This window comes from Paenibacillus foliorum (assembly GCF_013141765.1).
Lineage (GTDB): Bacteria > Bacillota > Bacilli > Paenibacillales > NBRC-103111 > Paenibacillus_S > Paenibacillus_S foliorum.
Genome location: NZ_WHOD01000098.1, coordinates 20,055 through 40,415, shown reverse-complemented (window position 1 = coordinate 40,415; position 20,361 = coordinate 20,055). Strand labels below are relative to the sequence as shown.

Annotated in this window: 19 protein-coding genes and 1 riboswitch; of the genes, 3 read left to right on the top strand and 16 right to left on the bottom strand. The window is 47.1% G+C overall.

Annotated elements, in window-relative coordinates:
- Positions 1 to 58: 58 nt before the first annotated feature.
- From GC093_RS25475 to GC093_RS25405, 15 genes are all read right to left on the bottom strand, one after another.
- Positions 59 to 1,291 carry an MFS transporter gene (locus GC093_RS25475; protein WP_171654731.1) on the bottom strand — a complete coding sequence of 411 codons (1,233 nt, stop codon included), beginning with the start codon at positions 1,289 to 1,291 and terminating at the stop codon, positions 59 to 61.
- Between the two features lie 83 nt (positions 1,292 to 1,374).
- Positions 1,375 to 2,349 carry a Gfo/Idh/MocA family protein gene (locus tag GC093_RS25470; protein WP_171654730.1) on the bottom strand — a complete coding sequence of 325 codons (975 nt, stop codon included), beginning with the start codon at positions 2,347 to 2,349 and terminating at the stop codon, positions 1,375 to 1,377.
- Between the two features lie 57 nt (positions 2,350 to 2,406).
- Positions 2,407 to 3,417 (bottom strand): aldose 1-epimerase, encoded by a 1,011-nt coding sequence (locus GC093_RS25465; protein ID WP_171654729.1) that lies wholly within the window; start codon positions 3,415 to 3,417, stop codon positions 2,407 to 2,409.
- A 337-nt stretch (positions 3,418 to 3,754) separates the two neighbouring features.
- On the bottom strand, positions 3,755 to 4,312 hold the full coding sequence (locus GC093_RS25460) for a nitroreductase family protein (protein ID WP_171654728.1): 558 nt from the start codon (positions 4,310 to 4,312) through the stop codon (positions 3,755 to 3,757).
- Between the two features lie 2 nt (positions 4,313 to 4,314).
- On the bottom strand, positions 4,315 to 5,736 hold the full coding sequence (locus tag GC093_RS25455) for a cobyrinic acid a,c-diamide synthase CobB (protein ID WP_171654727.1): 1,422 nt from the start codon (positions 5,734 to 5,736) through the stop codon (positions 4,315 to 4,317).
- 25 nt (positions 5,737 to 5,761) lie between these two features.
- Positions 5,762 to 6,886 carry a cobalt-precorrin 5A hydrolase gene (locus GC093_RS25450; RefSeq protein WP_171654726.1) on the bottom strand — a complete coding sequence of 375 codons (1,125 nt, stop codon included), beginning with the start codon at positions 6,884 to 6,886 and terminating at the stop codon, positions 5,762 to 5,764.
- Positions 6,883 to 7,659 (bottom strand): precorrin-4 C(11)-methyltransferase, encoded by a 777-nt coding sequence (gene cobM / locus GC093_RS25445; protein WP_171654725.1) that lies wholly within the window; start codon positions 7,657 to 7,659, stop codon positions 6,883 to 6,885. Before cobM ends, GC093_RS25450 begins: the two co-directional genes overlap by 4 nt.
- Positions 7,659 to 8,369 carry a precorrin-2 C(20)-methyltransferase gene (cobI, locus tag GC093_RS25440; protein WP_171654724.1) on the bottom strand — a complete coding sequence of 237 codons (711 nt, stop codon included), beginning with the start codon at positions 8,367 to 8,369 and terminating at the stop codon, positions 7,659 to 7,661. The genes cobM and cobI overlap by 1 nt, the downstream gene beginning before the upstream one ends.
- Positions 8,362 to 9,726, bottom strand: a complete 1,365-nt coding sequence (gene cbiE, locus GC093_RS25435) for a precorrin-6y C5,15-methyltransferase (decarboxylating) subunit CbiE (RefSeq protein WP_246315300.1) — start codon at positions 9,724 to 9,726, stop codon at positions 8,362 to 8,364. Before cbiE ends, cobI begins: the two co-directional genes overlap by 8 nt.
- Before the next feature lie 49 nt (positions 9,727 to 9,775).
- The gene (locus GC093_RS25430) at positions 9,776 to 11,050 is read right to left on the bottom strand and encodes a cobalt-precorrin-5B (C(1))-methyltransferase (RefSeq protein WP_246315298.1); all 1,275 of its coding nucleotides are present in this window, start codon (positions 11,048 to 11,050) and stop codon (positions 9,776 to 9,778) included.
- A gap of 6 nt (positions 11,051 to 11,056) precedes the next feature.
- A complete protein-coding gene (locus tag GC093_RS25425; protein WP_171654722.1) occupies positions 11,057 to 11,707 on the bottom strand; it encodes a precorrin-8X methylmutase in 651 nt (216 codons plus the stop codon).
- A gap of 4 nt (positions 11,708 to 11,711) precedes the next feature.
- On the bottom strand, positions 11,712 to 12,485 hold the full coding sequence (gene cobK, locus GC093_RS25420; protein ID WP_171654721.1) for a precorrin-6A reductase: 774 nt from the start codon (positions 12,483 to 12,485) through the stop codon (positions 11,712 to 11,714).
- 87 nt (positions 12,486 to 12,572) lie between these two features.
- The gene (locus tag GC093_RS25415; protein ID WP_171654720.1) at positions 12,573 to 13,610 is read right to left on the bottom strand and encodes a sirohydrochlorin chelatase; all 1,038 of its coding nucleotides are present in this window, start codon (positions 13,608 to 13,610) and stop codon (positions 12,573 to 12,575) included.
- Between the two features lie 34 nt (positions 13,611 to 13,644).
- Complete coding sequence (gene cobJ, locus GC093_RS25410; RefSeq protein WP_171654719.1) at positions 13,645 to 15,522, bottom strand: precorrin-3B C(17)-methyltransferase; 1,878 nt, start codon at positions 15,520 to 15,522, stop codon at positions 13,645 to 13,647.
- Positions 15,523 to 15,800: 278 nt separating this feature from the next.
- A riboswitch (cobalamin riboswitch) is annotated at positions 15,801 to 16,030 on the bottom strand.
- Between the two features lie 409 nt (positions 16,031 to 16,439).
- Positions 16,440 to 16,619 (bottom strand): hypothetical protein, encoded by a 180-nt coding sequence (locus GC093_RS25405; RefSeq protein ID WP_171654718.1) that lies wholly within the window; start codon positions 16,617 to 16,619, stop codon positions 16,440 to 16,442.
- Between the two features lie 480 nt (positions 16,620 to 17,099).
- On the opposite strand from GC093_RS25405, the gene GC093_RS25400 reads away from it, so the two are divergent.
- From GC093_RS25400 to GC093_RS25390, 3 genes are all read left to right on the top strand, one after another.
- The gene (locus GC093_RS25400; protein WP_171654717.1) at positions 17,100 to 17,468 is read left to right on the top strand and encodes a helix-turn-helix domain-containing protein; all 369 of its coding nucleotides are present in this window, start codon (positions 17,100 to 17,102) and stop codon (positions 17,466 to 17,468) included.
- Positions 17,469 to 18,007: 539 nt separating this feature from the next.
- Positions 18,008 to 18,205 carry a hypothetical protein gene (locus tag GC093_RS25395; RefSeq protein WP_171654716.1) on the top strand — a complete coding sequence of 66 codons (198 nt, stop codon included), beginning with the start codon at positions 18,008 to 18,010 and terminating at the stop codon, positions 18,203 to 18,205.
- A gap of 84 nt (positions 18,206 to 18,289) precedes the next feature.
- Positions 18,290 to 19,870, top strand: a complete 1,581-nt coding sequence (locus tag GC093_RS25390; RefSeq protein ID WP_171654715.1) for a glycoside hydrolase family 26 protein — start codon at positions 18,290 to 18,292, stop codon at positions 19,868 to 19,870.
- 72 nt (positions 19,871 to 19,942) lie between these two features.
- Here the strand turns inward: GC093_RS25390 and GC093_RS25385 are convergent, their stop codons facing one another.
- Positions 19,943 to 20,350 carry a hypothetical protein gene (locus GC093_RS25385; RefSeq protein ID WP_171654714.1) on the bottom strand — a complete coding sequence of 136 codons (408 nt, stop codon included), beginning with the start codon at positions 20,348 to 20,350 and terminating at the stop codon, positions 19,943 to 19,945.
- Positions 20,351 to 20,361 lie beyond the last annotated feature (11 nt).

Genomic DNA, 20,361 nt, shown 5'->3' with positions numbered 1-20,361 from the left:
ATATCCTAATCGGATACGCAGAACGACGGTCTATGTTACGAAGAAAGCTGTTTTTTCCTTACGGCTCCAGCTCCGGCCGAATCCCGCTCATTCGGAAGAGCGGAATCATCAGCAGTGCTCCAATGATGAACAAGACCGCAGCGGTTTCATACATGATAACAATGTTGAATACCCCTTTCAGCCAGCCGGCCATACTCATCGTTAGCACCATCGCCCCCATGAATAGCGGACTTAGAATTCCGTTAACCCGGCCGACAAAAGCTTCCTCTGTATTTTGCAAAATCATCGTATTAATACCAATCTGAATCGCGGGAAGAACAAATCCGCCTAAAAACTGAGCGCCCAAAGTCAGCCACAATGAAGTGGATAAACCCGTCACGATCATACTGACTGCGCTAACCACCATACCGAAGGCCAATAGTGTTTGCGGAGCTAACTTTTTAGTTAAGCCCATCGTTAAGCCACCGCCTGCTATCATTGCCAAACCGTTGGCCATCATTAGCCATTGAATATATTCCTTGGGCAAGCTCAATCGTTCTGTAACCAGAAAGACACCCAGCGGCTGAATCAACCCAAGTGCCAGCCCAGCCACCATAAAGCAACCGCCAAGCGTTGTTAGAGCTTTTTTCGATAGCACATAGCGGAACCCTGCCGCCATTTCCTGGGACAGCGTAGTCGTCTTATTCGTTTCCTCGAGTTCTTTATCAGGAGGCAAAAGCATCAACACAGCTGCAGAAAGAATGAAGGCGACACCCATGATGCCTATCGCAACTTCAATTCCATATCGTTGGTACACGAACGTTCCCATTATTGGACCAAGAACCATAAAGATAGCAAACATCGTTTGATACAACGACATTCCTAGCTGCATCAGCTCCCCTGGAACGTGAATTTTAAACAACCGCATGCCTGATGGCTGGGAAAACTGCGACAAAATAGCCGAAACCAATGTTGCAAAAAATACGGCTTTCCATGTGCCGAACGACAATGTCAGGAGCACAGCTAATATCGATACAGCACTAAGGAGATCACACCACACCATAGTTCTTTTAGGTCTCCATCGGTCTGCGAACGTGCCTCCAATAAAGGAAAAAATAAAAATCGGCGCAAATTCCGCCACTGAAATCATTGAAACTGCGAATGGATCTCCATTCGTCTTATCCATTACAAACAGCAGTATGGCAAAGTTCCGTACCCATATCCCAATCTGCAAGAAAAGCCCCGATAATAAAATTGCTTGCACAAACCGGTTACGGAGTAATCCCGCCACTCCCGGTGTTGCTGATGACATAGCTATATCATCCTCTCATTAATGCTAATTCTAGATCGCCCCACGATACGGCTCTGACGCAATTCAGCCCATGCATATACTTATTAGTTACTGATACGAATCGGCGCACCAGCTGCCGCGGAGCGAATAGCTGCGTAAGTGACTGCCTGCGTTTTCACTGAATCTGCATAAGGCGATAGTATACGAGAGCTGTCTCCCGTTCTAACAGCGTGAAGAAATGCTTCGTGCTCGCGAACATACGGATTATTGATATTTTTGTGCTCAATTACAAAGGATTTACCAAATTCTCTTATGCTATCCTTAGTAATTTCCAGCAATCCTTGATCTGTGTATATTTGAAATCCTATCGGTCCATCGCCTGGTAAAATGCAAGTATTCGATATCGTTGCAATAGCCCCACTAGCCATTTTGACTGTGACTGTTCCTACATCGGGAACCGTTACCCCTTCCTCTACCTCATGCATAACACGATTGGCATAAGCTGCGTATACTTCTTCAACATCGCCCATTAAATAACGCATCAAATCAACAATATGCGAGGTCTGCTCGATGAATTGACCGCCTGAACCATCCTGCTTCCGCCACCAGCCTACCTTTGGCATACTGCCCATCCATTGCCCAAGCGCCATTCCAATTTTTCTTTGCTTAAGCAGCTCTGCTGCACGTTTTGTAGATTCCATGTAACGGAAATGGTAGCCGACGGATGTAATCAGCTTTTGAGCGTTTATTTTGTACAATATGTCTGTAGGAAGCTCGATATCCAAACCCAGCGGTTTCTCAACAAAAAAGGGAATGCCACGTTCAATCAAAGCATATTCGGTTTCACCATGAGCCATAGGCGGTACGCAAATGTAAACAGCATCCAAGGCTTGGGCGTCCAACATACTTGTGATTGAATCATAGCCCTTGGCTTCGTTCCAACCTGATGCAGCCTTCTCCGCCTTATCCAAGCTTGTTCCACAGAATGCTGTGACTTCCACATCTTCCATCTTCGCGAGCAAATTACAGTGAAAACGAGTAAAAGAGCCCGTACCGACAAAACCAATTTTTAAAGACATCATATATCTCTCCCTTTATATGAGTTTATAATAGTTGGCTCGCTTAAAAGCTGATCATCATTCTCCGCTTACTGCATACATCCGGCATGTAGCTGTCCATACAGCTCCTGGCACAAGCAATTGAAACCCTGTAACTTCATCCGGAAGCAGCACATTGGGTGCATTAATTGCCCATGTTTGCGGCTCAGGGCAAATAAATCGGCTTTGTCCGTCATCATTCCATAGGGTCCAATGTTCAAATACCTTGTCTACCTCGTACACAAGACTTATATTCCGTACGGTATCTATGAGTTCGGCACCATGAAAGCTTTTTCCGTTGCGCTCTACGGCTTTACTAGTCAAGTGACTCGCATAGGCTTCTCCTGTTGGCTGAATTCCCTCTCCAAGCAGCTGCTGATCCTTCTCATCAAGCGGCATCAGAGTACCTGTAGGCACAAACAGAGGCGTTAGCTCCCACTTCTCTCCTACAGACACCTTTAAACGATAATCCTGCTCTTGCCCCTCTGCATGGAATGGCACCCGAAAGGCAGTGTGGAAGCCTACTCCTAGCGGCATCGGTTCTTCACCATAGTTTTCAATTCGGACCTGCTGCTCTAACCCTTGCTCGGACAAAATATATGTCAGTTCATAAGAAAATTCATGCGGGAAATAAGCAAACATTTCTCCTTGCTTTCCCATATCCATATGGAGAACAATCTGGGCTGCACCGTCATCGCGGACGCTGTAACCTTTGATCTCCCAAGCCCTTTTATGAAGAATACCATGCATAAAATGCTCTCCGTCCGAACTGTTCAAAGGGAGTACGTAATCGCGAAAAGGAGTAGAGAACTTACCACCCATAATTCGGTTGGGCGGAAATAATGGTGGAATTCCATACCGCTGCCCTGCTGTGCGCAGCTGCTCGGAGCTCTCTGGAGTACGCAAAAAGCTTAAGTTCTCTCCCGGTCGGCTCAGTTCTACCATATTGCTCCCGATTTCAGGAACGATAACGGCTCGATAACCTCCTGAGATTAGCTCGATTGCAGGTACATTATAAAAAGAAATTTCTTTAGCTGAAGCTTGTTCCATTATTATCCCTCCTACTATTTTATTTCAGAAGATGACTTGGCAAGGATGTGCATGAGTGTATGTTTTCTTCAGCACCAGCAATATCCATCTCCATATCGATAGTCCTGAATTGAGTAATCCAATCCTTTCCATTATCCAACAAATTAGACTCAAGCGCAAAACCTAGTTCCGATTGTAGTCATAGTTGGTTCAGCTTTGTAAAACTCGGGATGCATAGCTCTGCAACAGGTATCACAAGTGAGGATATAAAAAAAAGTGCTCCAGCCCTAGCCATAATGGTGTTTGCGAAAACAACAGCACTATACGAAGGGTTGGAGCACACTTATCAGTCTAATAATTATAAGAAAGTCATTTTGTCACGGTGAGGGGTTCTGGCAGTTGGCGCTGTTTCGTCAGCCGGATAGCCGATGAACAGAGTACCGACAACTTGCTTATTTTCAGGTGAGCCGATAAACTGATGCATACGTTCATCATGGACAAGGCCTATTCCACGGGTTCTCCAAACTAGCCCTAATCCAAGCTCTCCTGCAGCAAGCCACATCGAGTGAATCGCGCATGCTGTTGCGTACTCATTATCTTTGGATGAGGCACTGTCATTCGGAATAACATCCGAGGTAACTACAATAACTAGAGGCGTTGCCGTTAACACCTTCAACGATTCCTTCACCAAATTCGGTTTGGTTGGGAAACGTTCCTCCAAATATTCTAAAGCCAAAGCTTCATAACGCTGCTTGGACTCTCCCCTAATTACATAAAAATGCCAAGGCTCACGAAGTCGGTCATTCGGCGCTAGCGTAGCTGCTTCAAGTAGCGCATGAATTTTCTCATCTTCTACTTCAACCGGCTTTACATTTCTAATAGCTCTGCGCTGCTGTAATAGTTTTATAACAGACATGGTCAATGGCTCCTTTTTGAATGAGAGGTTAAAATGTTATCTTTATAGTCCAGGCATTTAGTGATCCATCGCTGCACCAAGTCAGGCTCCGAAGCAAAATGAATATGCGTATAGCCCGCTATTAGATTGCCTAGTTCATTGCGGTAGCCTTCCTGCTTAACTCCACGCATCCCCTTAGTCTCATAGGCGTACGGAATCTCGATATCAGGAAGCGGTTGATAGGTGGAGTAGTGAAACTCATGCCCTTTCGCTTTATCCGTTGGACCTAGCAGGAAGTTACCTTCCGTGCCTGTGATGTCCCGATAACCAAGTGCGGCTAATCTGGGCTGCATTCGGACAAATCCAGGGATGATTCCCAGCATCGGAAACCTCTGACCCTGCGTGTCCTCGATAGCTTCCGTGAGATACATATAGCCTCCGCATTCGGCCAAAGTTGGAAGCCCTTGTTGGATTGCGCTGCGTATGGAATCCTTAACGGGTTCATCTGCTGTTAGCCGGTCAGCAAATTCCTCAGGGAAGCCTCCGCCTAGGTAAAGTCCGTGCACGCCCTCAGGTAGTGATTCCCCCGCTAATGGAGAGAAATAGACGCATTCAGCACCATAGGCTTCCAACAGCTCTATATTTTCTTGATAATAAAAATTGAAAGCCGAGTCCTTTGCAATAGCGATTTTGACTGCTTGACTGCCTCGATGACGGAATAAGTTAAATCCGTCTGCATCAGGCAGTTCCACCGCTGGGGATTCCGCCAGCTCCCAGATCCGCTGTACATCGATGGTAGCGGTGATAAGCGCAGACAGCCGATCAAAGAACGGCTGCAGCTCCCCGCGTTCAACCGATGGAACAAGGCCCAGATGACGCTCAGGCATCTGGATGTCGTCGCTGCGCAGCAGGAATCCCACTACAGGGATTCCGCATTCCTGCTCAATGGCGTCGCGGACCATGCGGAAGTGGCTTTCACTTCCGCATCGGTTGGCAATGACGCCAACGATACGTGCGCGGGGTTCCAGAGCCTGGAACCCTTTGACAATAGCAGCGGCACTCCGCGCCATGCTCTGGCAGTTAACCACGAGCAGCACAGGCGCATCCAGCAGCATGCTGATTTCTGCTGTGCTGCCTTCATTGGTTTTTGGATTTTTGCCATCGTAGAAGCCCATTACACCTTCTATGATAGAGATATCCGCATCACGGCTGGCTCTGGCGTATAGCTCTTTTACTATATCGTGAGACAGCATATAGCTGTCGAGATTGCGTGAGATGCGGCCGGTAACAGCGGTATGATAAGTTGGGTCGATATAATCGGGGCCGCATTTGAAGCCCTGTACCTGATGACCCCTACTGCGAAGTGCTGCCATCAGCCCGATGGTCAGCGTAGTTTTGCCAACGCCGCTGCCTGTTCCGGCGATTACTAATTTTCTAACAGTCATAAGATTAGCTCCTGACGGATTTTTCTTATATAAACGGAATGACAGCAACGGAAATAGTGACGTTGCCGGATTTTTTCTTTACAAGCGCAAGGGTTGAAGCGCCAGAGTACAGCTTCGCTGCAGGCTCGCTAACCGCGTACGCTCCAGTGAATTTGTACACAGTGTCCGATGGGTTCTCGATAGACACCTCGTTCAGCTGCTCTGGCGTATAAGTTTCGAACGCCCAGCCATACTTTTGCACAACCGCGAGCAGACCTTCCTCGTCCTTCTTCAGGTCGATCGTGCAGATTGCCTTCACGCTGCGCAGCGAAAACTGCAGCTCTGCCAGCGTCTCCACAATCACCGCCTCGATCTCCTCCGCGGATGTTCCACGGTTGCAGCCTACGCCAAGCGCAAGCACCTTCGGCCGATACAGCACACCGTTGGTGAGAATCTCTTCCTCATCGGTGCTCAACACTCGGTGCGTTACCACCAGCGCTGCCTTTGGCTGTGCGGCAATCGCTTCAGCTACCGTTGCGTAGACACGGATGTTCTCCGGCAGCGGTGTATTATAGAGCCACCAGCCCGTTTCGCCTGACTCCTGCACGACAGCAACCGGCTCCTCGTTGACAACAGATGCGCTAACCGGAGTCAGCTTATCCGCCGACTCCCAAACCCAGCCGAAGCGACGTCCGAATAAATCGACGGCAATAGTCCCCTGCACATCGGAAGCCGTGGTAATGACCGCTCTGGCATTAAGTGCCGCTGCCACCTCACGAGTCAGCTCATTCGCGCCGCCCAAATGGCCGGATAACACGCTGATCACATTCTCCCCCTTATCGTCAATAACGACGATACCGGGATCTTTTTTCTTATCCTCCAGCAAAGGAGCAATCATGCGGATAACCGCACCCAATGAAATAATTATAATAAGGCCTTTATAAGCTGGAAATAACGCAGGAAATAACATCCGAACGCTACCCTCGAACATTTGAATGCCGCGAGCCGCCTCATCCCCACGCTCAAATTTAGACATATAATATAAATCCGAATGAGAAAAGGAGCTTTGCAGCTTTCTTGCCATCTCAACGCCATGCTTAGTAATAGCAATAATCGCATAATCGCCGCGTTGTTCAATAGATGGCATGATGCCTTCGCTCAGCTTAATCATGGTTTCACCCCTCTGCGGAAGCGGTGCGTAAATTCTTTATCATATAGCTTGGAACGGTATTCTTCGTTGGTGTGAATCTCTGGATCAAGCGCCCAGCCTGCCAAAATCATCGCATGGGAACGAATGCCGTTCTCCTTCATATCTTTCTCCAGATTAGCTAGTGTTGTGCGTATGATGAGTTGATCGGGCCAAGTCGCACGCTGTACGACAGCAACCGGTGTATTCTCGCTCCAGCCAGCATCTGTTAACTCCGTGACAACCTTTCTGGTTAAGGTCGCGCTTAAAAATAACGCGATAGTACAATGATGCGAAGCCAAGTCCTTCAGCTTCTCCAGCTCAGGTACCGGTGTCCGTCCTTCTGCACGAGTAAGAATTAGCGTCTGAGTTAGCTCTGGAATAGTCAATTCCGCTCCGACAGCAGCTGCCGAGGCAAATACGGAGCTTACGCCTGGAATGATTTCGTAGCCGATACCTTCCTTTTTCAAAAGAGCAATCTGCTCCATGATCGCCCCGAACACAGCAGGATCCCCCGTATGAACCCTCGCCACCATTTTGCCTTCCTTGACACGATCTACCATAACCCGGACCATTTCGTCCAGATCCATCCCCGCGCTTTTCAAAATTTCAGCATCAGGCTTAGCCTTGGCGATCAATTCTTCATTAACCAACGAATCCGTGTACAGAACAACGTCAGCCTCCTGCAAAATACGAAGACCTTTAACCGTAATCAAATCTGGATCCCCAGGACCCGCACCTATGATATAAATTTTCATTATTTCCTCACCACCATTAACGTAAGATATTCAAGCTCGCGACCCTTAAGCTCCAAAATATTGCGCCAAATCTCTTCCTCCGAAGAGGTCACTTTTGTAAGCACCGCCGCTTTGTCCACCAAACCAAGATCGCTTAAGACCCGAATCATCAGATCGATTACCTTAGCCACCTTGATAAAAACGATACAATCATGAGACTCAATCGCATGCCGCATCGTATCATAATCTTCCGTAGCCGGGACAATTGCGATCTGCTCGTCTCCATCAGCCATTGGGATGCCTAGACGGGATGCAGATGCATTAATCGAGGAAATGCCCGGAATGGAGATTATACCCACCTCAGGATGGCGCTCCTTCATCAATCTCATTAAATGAATAAATGTGCTGTAAATCATCGGATCGCCTTCGGTTACAAAAGCAACGTTCTTCCCCTGTTGAATATGCTCCCAGACGGAATCTACCGTTTTGTTCCACTGCATTTCCAATGCTTCACGGTCTCTGGTCATCGGGAAGGTTAATCCGATCATTGTCTTTTCTTCCGTATTTACATACAGCTCCGTAATAGCGAGCGCGTAGCTCTTAGCTCCCTTTTTTTTACGAGGGTAGGCAATTACAGGCGATTCCTTTAAAATTCTAAAAGCTTTAACTGTAATCAATTCCGGGTCGCCTGGACCGACGCCCAAACCATATAAAACGCCTAAATTACTCACCTGCTTTAGTCTCCTTTTCCCCAGCCGTGCTGTTTTCGGGCTTCTTATGCTGTGCCGTTATTATATAAATGGGATTCAAGCCCTCGAATCGCGTCATATCCAAAATGGGTTTACTGCGCGATATTTGCGCTAATGTAATGTTTGTAGCAAAGCCTTCCTCCGCGAACGTACGGTTAGCTTCATATAAGTTTTCAATAGTTGCCGCATTCAGCACAATCCTGCCTCCAGGCTGTAAACGACTGCAGCAAATGTGAAGCAGCTCTTTCATTTCGCCTCCGCTGCCGCCAATGAACACGGCGTTCGGGTCAGGAAAAGCTTCCAACCCTTGAGGAGCACGTCCCTGAACAGCTGTGATATCCGCACGAAACCGATGCATGTTTTCCAAGCAATTTTGCAAATCGCCTTCGTTTTTCTCAATGGCATACACTTCGCCCTGACGCGCAATTCTCGCAGCTTCAATAGCAACCGAGCCTGTGCAGGTGCCGATGTCCCACACGATACTGTTCGGCCGAAGCCCCAACTGCGCAAGACTCAGCACACGGATTTCTTTTTTCGTGATCAATCCTTTATCCGGCTTGCGCTGCGCAAACAGCTCATCGTCAATCCCAAGCGGCCAATCAGGCAGCGTGGAGGCTGCATCGGCTTTATGTTTAAGAATGACAACATTTAATGAGGAGAAGTCCGCTGCTTCCATGGCTGCCAGATCCTGCAACCCAAACCAACCGGTATGTTCTTCAGATCCGTCCAGGTTTTCCGCAACAAAGACTTCATATTCCTCCATGCCAAAAGAAAGTAAATAAGCTGCTATAGCAACAGGATTGTTATGATCATCGGTTAACAGAGCTACCTTCCGTTTCCCGTCAATACGTTGAGCCAACCCTTTTATGTTTCGTCCGTGAACACTGATGAGCTCGGCATCCTGCCAGCTTTCACCCATTCGCGCAAAAGCCAATTGAATCGAGCTCAAATTCGGATACACTTCTACCTCCAGCTTGGAGCTCAAATAGCCGCCAATCCCATAAAATAATGGATCACCTGAAGCCAGCACAACCGTCCTTCGTCCTTGCTCTGCTTCTGACTTTAGTCGTGCTGCTAGCTCTGACAAGCCGCCTTTCACCACTACCTTCTCTCCTGGGTATTCAGGAAAAAACTGCAGCTGACGTTCCCCGCCGACTAGCACCTCACTTTGTGTGATCCAATCCAGATACAACGGAAGCAAGCTGTCACGGCCGTTATCTCCAATGCCTATGACCTTGGGTTTGTTGTTGCTTAGTTTGTTGTTGCTTGGCTTACTGCTTAGATTGCTATTGCTCGGCTTGCCATCAATTGGTGTATGCCGTTCATTCATCCTGCCCATTCCCCCCATTGCATTGCATGCCGGTGAGTCAACCCCCACTCTACCGTTGTCAGCCATCCATTCGTGCGCTGCCCAACAAGCTGGCCTTCATGGAAATAATCACCGTTTCAATCTCCATGCCGCCTCCGACTTCCCTCAGACCAGCTTCACAGCAATAAGAACATAGCAGTTCAAAAAAAGTGCTATAGCCCCATTCCTGCATCCAATCACCGACTAGTGCAGCCGTGTTGGCCTCCAAAATAGCTGCTGCTTGCTCCTGAGTAGCCCCTGCATCTGATGCAACCTTTGCCAGGAAACCAAAGTCGACGGGCGCACTTTTGCTATGTACCATCATAACTCCCTGTGCCACCTTCGAGAATTTACCCATCATTCCAACCAAGGTCACTTTTCGAATGCCTTGTCTTCTCGCTTGCAGGAGAGCAAAACCAATAAAATCTCCCATCTCGACGAACGCTTCTTCCGATAAATCAGGATACATGTCCATCCCATACTTCTCAGTGCGTCCACCTGTTGACAGCACCAAATGAGTGCATCCACAAGTCACAGCGACACGAATAGCTTGAGCAACGCTTGCCTTGTAGGCAGAAGTGGAAAAAGGCACCACAGTGCCTCTTGTACCAAGAATCGAAATTCCACCTAGAATTCCGAGTCTTCCATTCAATGTCTTCTTTGCGATTTCCTCGCCATCCGGCACAGAAATAACGACCCGAACTCCCCTGTCTATCCCATACTGGTTAAGCACAGCTTCTGCTGCTTGCCGAATCATTTTACGCGGAACAGGGTTAATCGCAGCTTCACCAACAGGCACGGGCAAGCCCGGCTTTGTAACGCGGCCTACACCGACACCCCCGTCAAGCTCGATGCCTGACTCAGAACGCCAGCTGACCTCAGAAATAATCCGTGCTTTATGAGTTGCATCCGGATCGTCACCGCCGTCCTTGATTATTTCCGCTTCTGCACGCTCCGTTTCATACTCACAGCGAACAATCTCGAATGTAACGTCCTCTCCGATCGGTATTCGGATCGTCGAGTACAACTGACTCTCCTGCAGGATTAGTGCTGTTAGTGCCGCTTTAGTCGCCGCCGTTGCGCAAGAACCTGTTGTATAACCATGCCGTAACGGCTTCTCTTCTTTGGTTGCATTGACTTCTTTTTGGCTTGATTTACTTGGTTTACTTGTTACATCTGATTTGTCAGACTTACTTGGTTTATTTGCTCCATCTGACTTGTCAGTCTTATCTGAGGACTTGTCTGGCTCGCTTGCCATGTCCATATTTTCAGCTTTATCCGGATTATCCATCTTGCCCGTATTATCCGCTGTCATAGCAGTTTACCCTAACCGTTCCGCCATTAAGGAGATCGCATTGACCGTCGCGACTGCAACCGGACTGCCGCCTTTACGTCCGATATTCGTAATAAACGGAATGTCCAGCTTCGCCAATTCTTCCTTCGACTCCGCCGCAGACACGAATCCAACGGGGACGCCGATCACTAGGCCAGGCTTTGCTGCGCCTTCCTTAACTAAACGAATCAACTCCAGCAACGCTGTTGGCGCATTGCCGATTGCATAAATAGCCCCATCGGATTCAAGAATTGCTTTGCGTATCGAAATAATTGCACGCGTTGTATTTAATCGTTTTGCTTCTTCCATTACATCCGGGTCCGAAATATATACCTTAACGTCCCCACCGAATTTAGCTAAACGTGGCTTGCTGATACCTACCTGCACCATTTGTACGTCTGCAACAATTGGTTTACCGGCACGAACCGCTCGGATTCCCGCCTGAATGGCATCCCTATGGAATACGAGACTCCGCCCCAGTTCAAAATCTGCGGATGCATGAATAACCCGCTGCACGACAGGGTACTGCTCCTCTGTGAAAGGATGCTCGCCCAATTCCTCCGTAATCATACGGAAGCTTTCCTCCTCGATCTCTTGCGGCTGAACGGTCAACGGCTTAAACTCCGTACCAAAATCCATATTTTTACGCCTCCTGTAGAAGTTCGTTTAATTTATTTACAACACTGTCGAAATCGCTAAAGTGTAATCCGTATTCCACGGACGGGCGACCGATAATGATAGACTCAATCCCCAGCTCCAGTGCCGACTCCAGCTTTTCATCCACCGCGCCGACCTTTCCGCTTTCCTTCGTAATCATCAAAGTCACCTTGTAGTGTGAGTAAAGCGCCTTATTCAGCTCCTTGGAAAAAGGCCCCTGCATCGCTACTATGTTTTTTTGCTCCAGTCCGAGTTCTTCACATTTCTCCATATTATCTCTGCGTGGAAGCATCCGGGCAACCAGTGTGGTATCCGGCAAGCCAAGCAACCGCTTGGCAAAAATATGCAGCGTCTTACTGCCCGTTGTCAGCATCACAACGCCTTTGCGCGCTGCTGCCTGCTCTGCCGCCTGCTCATAATCATCAACGAATGTGATAAGCGGATGCCCTTCGATCGTCAAACGGTCGCGCTCATAGCGAATGTAGGGTACTCCTGCTGCTTGAGCTGCGGCTATTGCATTCTTGGACGCTTCTTCAGCAAACGGATGCGTTGCATCCACGATAGTACGAATCCCCTTTTCCCTTACCAATGCAGCAATAGCATCGGCAGTCAGGCGTCCGATGAGTACAGGCAAGCCTGCTTCATCCATCGATTTGGCTGCACTGTCAGTTACAACAGTAGTAAGCAGAGTATAGCCTGCTTGGTGAATACTCAATGCCAATTCGCGCGCATCGCTAGTTCCGGCCATAACCAGTATCATGAAAGTACCTCCTCGCGATTACTTAATACAGAAGTTGTTTTATCGCTTGTAGAAAAGCGTAGGTTCAAGTGGATCTAACTCTTTGTTCTACTTATTATCACCTGAGTCATTGGCATGAACAGGAGTATGTTGTTCATGTTTATGGTGGTCATTATGGTCATGCTCGTGACCGTGGTCATGCTTGTGTTCATGGTCATGGCTGTGATCATGATCATGATTGTGTCCATGGTCGTGGCTGTGATCATGACCATGACCATGATCGTGGTCATGGTGATGGTCATCGTCATGATGATGGTGATGATCGATGTGCTCCATTGCCGCCAAGCGGTATTGGCACATATCACAGTTCATTTTGGACTCACCTTGTACAGCTTCAAGAGCTCTCTCTTGCAAAATATTTTTCAATGTTGGATGAAAGCCAAAGTAATCGGCCAGCGCGAACTCAAGCTCTGGATATCGCTCCGAGTACTGCTCTAACATGTTCTCCATCCTTTTAATTAATACACCTGTGAATAAGAAATAAGGTAAAATTATAACTCTGCGAGCCCCAAGCTTCAAACATCGTTCAACGCCTTCATCCATTAAAGGAGCCGTTACCCCGATAAATGCCGTTTCGACCCATTTGACCTTTAATTTTTCCCAGAAGAGGCGGGAGATTTTAAACAAATCACTGTTAGCATCAGCATCACTGCTGCCCCGGCCAACTACGAGTACAGCTGTTTCCTCAAGCCCTTGCTCCTGATTTAGTCCAAGCTCATTCAAGGGACCTACGGATTCCAGCCTCGAAGTGAGAATATCCAGCACCTGCTGATGGACTCCAATGGGTCTACCATATGTAAAGTCAATAGTTGGATAACGCAATTTAGCATCGTCAATCGCCGCAGGAATATGGATTTTGGCATGCCCCGCAGAAAATAATGTGATAGGGACAACCGCTATTCTTGAAGCTCCTTGTCTAACGCATTTATCAATTCCTTGCATAATAGTTGGAGATTCAAACTCCAGGAAACAAGTCTCCACCATCAAATCCTCGAGTCCCTCAGCTACCGATTTCACAAAAATACGGATTTCCTCGTTGCCCTCCGCATCCTTGCTTCCATGTCCTACAAATAATACCGCGTTCATCCGTAAACTCCTCCCGTTCTACTGCATGCTAGTTTTAATCCCCACAAATTGCATTTTCTATTGTAAAAGCAGGCATATCCTGATGACGGTAGCCTTCCAGTTCCTTCGCTCGTTTAAAAAATTTATGGAATCGTTCATTGGGATGTCCTTCATCAATAAACCGGTGTACAATACGTTCAATGGTCTCCACCAGACGCCAGGGATCAATTCCTTCTGCTACAGGTTGAGCAGGATGTACATTGCGGCCTACGGTTTTGCCCCCCAGGAACAAGTCAAACTTGCCCTTACGATATACGATGCCGATATCTTCATTTACGGCTCCATAGCACGCCATTCCGCAGCCGTTTAACCCGATCCGCAGCTCTTTCGGTACTTTGATGCCACCTAGCTTTTGCTGCAAAGATTCTGCATAAGGAATGGCTTCACCCTTCTCGCCATTGCAAAAATCACAAGCCTTGATTTGTGCCACATCTCCGATTGGAGCTAAGAGAAAACCTTCGCTGCGCAGTCTTGCCGTAATTTCCTCAGGATTTTCAGTTGGCACACGCAAAATCATTTGGTGATGCGGAGTATACTCCATCGTCCCCTTCTCACCAACAACATCAGCTAATGTAATCATCTGCTTAGCTGTGAACTTCTTGTCGGCTACGCCCGGGCTCACCGCCAGCTCAAAAATCGACTGCTGCCGGAACAATCCGGCCATCAGCGCAGACCCACCAGCCGCTGACGCACCGCTGGTATCCATGGCTTCGCCGCTACCGCGCGTGGCGAGCTGCAGCGCCTCCAGCGCCAGCAGCAGCGGAGCTGCCGCAGCTGCTACCGCTACCGCACTTCCGCCGCGCTCCGACGTCGCCTCACGCTCCGCGCCTATCGCTACCGCACTTCCACCGCGCTCCAGCGTCGCCTCACGCTCCGCGCCTATCGCTACCGCACTTCCGCCGCGCGCCAGCGTCGCCTCTCGCTCCGCGCCTACCGCTACCGCACTTCCGGCGCGTTCCGGCGCCTTCACATACGCATCTTCGGCATCGTCGTCTTCCTCAAAGGTCCAGTCCTCATCGCCGTCACCGACAGGCTCCGAGTCCCACTGCTGCAGCGCCCAGGGCTCTGCCTCCTGCTGCAGCCGCTGATGCGGACGGAGCGGCTGCACATCCGCTCCCAAGGTATACTTGCGCTGATAACCGCGCGGTGTAATCATCAATCCATCGTACACCGTTGTCGATGAGTTCCCGATGATGACCGTCGTCAGCATGCCGATATCGTGGTCGAGCATATCGCGCAGATTCGTCACCACTACATGCTCCCGCTCCCGATAGGCGCTTTTCACAATCCCTACGGGTGTTTCCGGTGATCGATACTTTAGCAAAATTCGCTGCGTCTCTACAATTTGCCGTGTTCGCCTACCACTGCGCGGATTATATAGAGCGATGACAAAATCCGCCTGTCCTGCCGCATCCACGCGTTTTGCAATGAGCTCCCATGGTGTTAAGTGATCACTTAAACTGATTGTGCAGGCATCGTGCATGACGGGTGCTCCAAGCAATGAAGCCGAAGAGTTTATTGCTGAGATGCCAGGAATAATCTCAACTTCCACACCGCTCTCCCTGCGCCAGCCTTTTTCCATCAATACCTCATACACAAGACCAGCCATACCGTACACACCCGCGTCGCCGCTAGAGATTACCGCAACCTTTTTCCCTGCTTCCGCCTGCCTTACCGCTTCTTGAGCACGGCTAACCTCTTCGGTCATTCCTGTACGGACAATTGCCTGGTCGCTCAACAGCCCACGAATCAGATCCACATAAGTGTTATAGCCAATAATAACCTCGCTCTCTTGGAGCGCTTCGCGAGCCCGTTTTGTAATATGCTCAAAGCTGCCCGGTCCGAAGCCGACAATAAGCAATTTCCCAGCCATACAGCACACATCCTTTCCTTAATTATATATTCACATGGGACAATCAAGTCCTATATATTCACACCAACAGCAGACTTTTGAACTCGCATTTTAAGAGGAGCCCTCAACACACACGAAAATCTATTTGAAAATTTGTATGAACGACAAAAAAAGCATTTCCAACATATGTGTTAGAAATGCTTGGGCATCGCAGACCATAAGAAACACTAGACGATAACAGTGTCTTATTTATAAAAGGTAAGCGGATTTCTAACACCTCCCCAAATCCTCGTAGGTCAACAGTGTTTTCAAAGCAGGCAGGTTTCCTGACTTAGAACAGCATCCTCCGACTACCTTCCCGGATTATTGGCCCTATGGGCTCCAGTGGCAACATTATCGGAACATGTACCGACTCAAAGTGAATCGGTGTTCATTACAGTGGCGGGTCCGTGCCGGATTTAAACCGGCTTCCCTATTAAGCTGAAGTAGAAAACTCTCTACTTACAGCACCTCTTCTAAAAAAATATTGAGTTGTCCAGTGCAATCATATCATTCAAGGCAAAGCTTTGTCTATAACACTATGATGCTATGAGAGGACAACTCGGTTTATGAGGATGTTTAAAAAGTACACTTTGAACGACAAAGAATACCCTATTCAGCAAAGCTGAAGTTTATTCTTTGTCACAAGAAAACCAACATTTAAAACGCGGTCGCCCACCCATGGCTTTACAACGTTTGAGGTTTTCTTATAACGAATTATAGCAAGCAGCTGATCGGCATCGAATATTGAACAAACCCGGGAAGTCCGATACTCCGTAGGTATTACCTACGCTCCGTTCCTCCTTCCTCGACTTTCGTCCAATCTTCTCGGTTCTGAAAGCGGACTTTTTAAACACGCACAATATGTGTTTGTTTTGCATGAGGCAGCGGCTAATAACTTAAGCTTTCTGCCGGCGAAGAGTGGACTCAGCAGAATTCCAAGCATCGGGGTATTGTAATGGAAGCGGCTCTGACTTACTGTTGTTGTCCATATGGTTCCACTGCTCATATTTTTCAATTGGAATATTAAGCTGCTTCAGAATTAAGCGGATATCAAGACTCGTCTTTGTCCGTTCCATTGTTATCTCCACTCTCCATCTTTGAATTCCTTAATGGTAAGAATCTTTTAGACACTATTATAACGAACGCATATAAAAAAAAGTGTCACTTGATGGTATTGTTTTGAAATTAATGCCCATTATTTTTGTCGAAACCCTAACTATTTCCAAAAAAAATAGTTAAACAGTTCATTCGGAAAAATCCCTGCTTGTTATTCAAATTCCCTTACGTAGAGCCAACTTCTTGTCGATTTCTTAGACACTTTTTATATGAATCATTCTCCACATCAGCAACTTTATCTCTTAAACCAATTGGTAGAGTACGGATTTCGTCAAGCTTCCACAAAAGTAATAGTTTCTATATCGACATAATTCCCCCATTGCGCTCCAAGTTTATTGATTACATTGTAAGGACTGATGTATAATCGATAATATTGCAACCTTCTCGGTGCTGAAAAGTTAACTTTTTGAACACGCACTTATTAGGTTAGGAGGTACAACGTGAACTTCGGTAATCGAATCGTCGAGCTTCGTAATGAAAAACGGCTTACTCAGGAAGAACTTGCGCGCAAATTAGAAATTACCCGCGCCTCGCTTTCCCATTACGAAAATAACCGCAGGGAACCTGATCATGGAACTACACAAAAGATAGCCAACTTCTTCAACGTATCTGTTGATTATTTATTGAGTCGAACCAAGGATCCCAAAGCATCTGAGTATCTAGAAACTAGTGAGTTCACGGACAGCCTTGAGTTATCCGATCAAGAAATATTAAAGAAATTTAATTTAACTATTGACGGTAAAGCATTAACAATAGAAGAAGCGAGACGTTTCATTGCATTTATCCGAGCGGAACGATCCATGGGTTAATTTAGTCACAGCATTTATCAGCCACATTCCTTTGGATAAAAGAACAAATAAAAGAACAATTAAGACAAGACCCACAGCAACCCGCTGTGGGTCTTAATTTTAAGCCATGTCACGAACTCCCGCAGGATTAGCGGTAAATCCTCCAACTAGTGGCAGATCATATTAGTTTCTAACCACCCTGTTATTTGGTTTTATTTGTAACCACGCGATTCCCATGCGTTCCAAGCCTCCATAGCATGTCCCGTAGTATCCTGAACATGGGCAAACGAGAATTGTGGAAACTTTGGCGTAATTTCGATGCAATTATCTTCTCAAATTCGTGTATTTATATTCCAGTAGAAAGCAGCATCCTTCATTTGAAAAAATGATAGTTTTACTAAAAATGATTGATATTCATGTAATTTCATGCGAGAATATATTGATACAAAGAGTATCTATTGTTTATTAAAACCTATTAACACTTGAAATTTTGATACAAAAAGTATCAATAATTAAACTTCTTTTAGCAGACTTTATGCAACAGGAGGTCAACTTAAACTATGAAAAGGATCGGAACAAGGGGGATTTTCATGCTCAATAATAAAGATATCCAAACATTTGTGAAACACTTAGCATTTTCGGACGATCACATCTTAGAAGAATTTACTCTTACATTAGAAGGTCGCGAATTAACCCATGAGGATGCCAGAAAGTTTATAGCCTTTATTCGTGCAGAACGTTCTTCTAACAGAACTTGATAATTTCCTCATATTTCTACATTCGCCGCTTATTTTATACGGTATAATGGTGAGGAAACTATCATCGGCCGGAGGATTGTACGAATGAGGAAAATCTCACTGCTAGTTGCCTCGTTGTTTGTTGTTTATATTGTGTATGTTGTACAGTTCCATCTAAATAGAAACTCGGTTCCATTGATTAATCCGCTGGTTGAAGCTGAGCCCGTTCCGATAAGTCCCGTTAATCAAACATTAGCTTGGTGGGACCAACAGCTGGCCGATACCGTGAGTAAAAGCGAATGGCGTGCAGCGGCAGATTTGGTCAGCCGGAAAGCTGCCTACTATAGAAGCGTCAATGAACTGGAACAAGCCAATGCGGCGGAAGACCTAAGCAAGCAATACTTGGCTCATGATTCCTCTGTATCTGTGTCGGCAGCTTTCGAGCCAACTACTGCCGAACTGCAAACGGTTACTCTAGAGCCTTACGTTAGCGTACCCTCAGCAGCATCCGCTACACTAGCCAAATTCGAACCACAGTCCGGTGTTTACTTAGGTATGCTTGGGGCAGATAAACGGGTTGGATTTAATATGAACAACATCGAATCCGTCTACGGACGCAAGCACGCCATTTACTTATCCTATGTAGGCTGGCGGAAGGTTCAAACCAACCCTACATCCTACTTCCCAATAAAGACAGCAGAAACGGTAAAAGCTTTGGGTGGCGCATTACAAATTGGTTGGGAGCCTCGATATGGGCTGGATGATGTGCAAGATGACGAATACGTGCGAACTTTCGCTCGCGAGGCCAAGGCATCCGGTATTCCCGTGTTTCTTCGCTACGCTTCAGAAATGAATGGAGCGTGGGTGCCCTGGCATGGCGATCCAAAGAAATATATAGAGAAGTTCCGCCTCATCCACAAGATTATGAAAGAAGAAGCACCGAATGTCGTAATGGTTTGGTCACCTAATTTCATGCCTATGAACAATATCGATGACTATTATCCTGGAGACGAGTATGTCGATTGGATTGGCTACTCGCTCTATGCGGTTGGCGGTCCTGAGGATAAAATCGGGGATAAGAGCGGATTTCTCCAATCATTTCAACCGTTAAGCGGCAAATTTCCTGGTAAACCGATCATGATCTCGGAGGGAGCCGTCTCGCATTATAATTTGACGACTAACCAAAGCTATGAGCGTTGGGCAGAGGGACAGCTTGGGGACCTATATGGTTATTTAGCCCGGATGTACCCTCGGGTAAAAGCTATCACTTATTTTAACTTCGGCAAGGAACGAGCCATTCGCAGCAAGATGGATGCGGTTTATGATCTCGGTGAAAATCCGTTCGCAGACCTACTCTACAGGCGATCCATTCAACACGATCTATTCTTAAGCCGCGTTGAAGAAGGTGCTCGTACCCATGAGAATTCGACATACATTCCTTGGTCCCAGGCCTCGAAGCTGCAGGGTAAGCATAAGCTGTTCACCCATGTATCCTTTCCCCAGAGCAAACATCCGTTTGCCATCGTATATTATCAGGATGGGAAGCAATTGGGCATAACCTATGAGCTGCCTTGGGAGATTGAGCTCGACTTTTCCAAGCTCGATCCCTCTCTGCCATTGACTATCACCGCATTTAACAGAAGCATGGAGAAGCTTGCAGAAGCAAGCATACCCTTACCTAAATAAACAAGAAAAATAACCTCTCCTATCCCAATGTGGAATGAGGGGGTTATTTTTACTGTCCAGGCACATCCATAGTTATCTCCACAAACGCTTTTCAAAATAACATTTGACGCATTCATAGGCAAGCCACGCAGCTGCATCATTAATCATCCGGTCGGTCTGTTCTTGTTCCTTTTTAACCTTCTGTTCAAACTGATTTTCGAATGTATCCATTATATAGCTGCGCGTATCCTTAACTAAGGCTACATAGGAAGAATAGTCGAATAAATAATCATCAACCCTGCCATGACTTTGATCTAATACCCAGGCCGATTTGCTGTCGGGAATTTGATAGGTCTCCTTCAGTAAATCGTTAACTCCATCCAAAATACGAGTGTACTCAGCATCCGTTACTAAATCTTGTACCGTCGTCGTCATACGATCCGTCTCCTTTTGGATAATCACATCATTGTGAACGCGGCTCGCCTCATCCTGTCCTTTCACAACATGGTGCT

Bases quoted from the DNA above. Each gene is read 5' to 3' on its own strand.
- GC093_RS25475 (WP_171654731.1), bottom strand. From the start codon at position 1,291: ATGTCATCAGCAACACCGGGAGTGGCGGGATTACTCCGTAACCGGTTT.
- GC093_RS25470 (WP_171654730.1), bottom strand. From the start codon at position 2,349: ATGTCTTTAAAAATTGGTTTTGTCGGTACGGGCTCTTTTACTCGTTTT.
- GC093_RS25465 (WP_171654729.1), bottom strand. From the start codon at position 3,417: ATGGAACAAGCTTCAGCTAAAGAAATTTCTTTTTATAATGTACCTGCA.
- GC093_RS25460 (WP_171654728.1), bottom strand. From the start codon at position 4,312: ATGTCTGTTATAAAACTATTACAGCAGCGCAGAGCTATTAGAAATGTA.
- GC093_RS25455 (WP_171654727.1), bottom strand. From the start codon at position 5,736: ATGACTGTTAGAAAATTAGTAATCGCCGGAACAGGCAGCGGCGTTGGC.
- GC093_RS25450 (WP_171654726.1), bottom strand. From the start codon at position 6,886: ATGATTAAGCTGAGCGAAGGCATCATGCCATCTATTGAACAACGCGGC.
- cobM (WP_171654725.1), bottom strand. From the start codon at position 7,659: ATGAAAATTTATATCATAGGTGCGGGTCCTGGGGATCCAGATTTGATT.
- cbiE (WP_246315300.1), bottom strand. From the start codon at position 9,726: ATGGGCAGGATGAATGAACGGCATACACCAATTGATGGCAAGCCGAGC.
- GC093_RS25430 (WP_246315298.1), bottom strand. From the start codon at position 11,050: ATGACAGCGGATAATACGGGCAAGATGGATAATCCGGATAAAGCTGAA.
- GC093_RS25425 (WP_171654722.1), bottom strand. From the start codon at position 11,707: ATGGATTTTGGTACGGAGTTTAAGCCGTTGACCGTTCAGCCGCAAGAG.
- cobK (WP_171654721.1), bottom strand. From the start codon at position 12,485: ATGATACTGGTTATGGCCGGAACTAGCGATGCGCGCGAATTGGCATTG.
- GC093_RS25415 (WP_171654720.1), bottom strand. From the start codon at position 13,610: ATGAACGCGGTATTATTTGTAGGACATGGAAGCAAGGATGCGGAGGGC.
- cobJ (WP_171654719.1), bottom strand. From the start codon at position 15,522: ATGGCTGGGAAATTGCTTATTGTCGGCTTCGGACCGGGCAGCTTTGAG.
- GC093_RS25405 (WP_171654718.1), bottom strand. From the start codon at position 16,619: ATGGAACGGACAAAGACGAGTCTTGATATCCGCTTAATTCTGAAGCAG.
- GC093_RS25395 (WP_171654716.1), top strand. From the start codon at position 18,008: ATGAAAAGGATCGGAACAAGGGGGATTTTCATGCTCAATAATAAAGAT.
- GC093_RS25390 (WP_171654715.1), top strand. From the start codon at position 18,290: ATGAGGAAAATCTCACTGCTAGTTGCCTCGTTGTTTGTTGTTTATATT.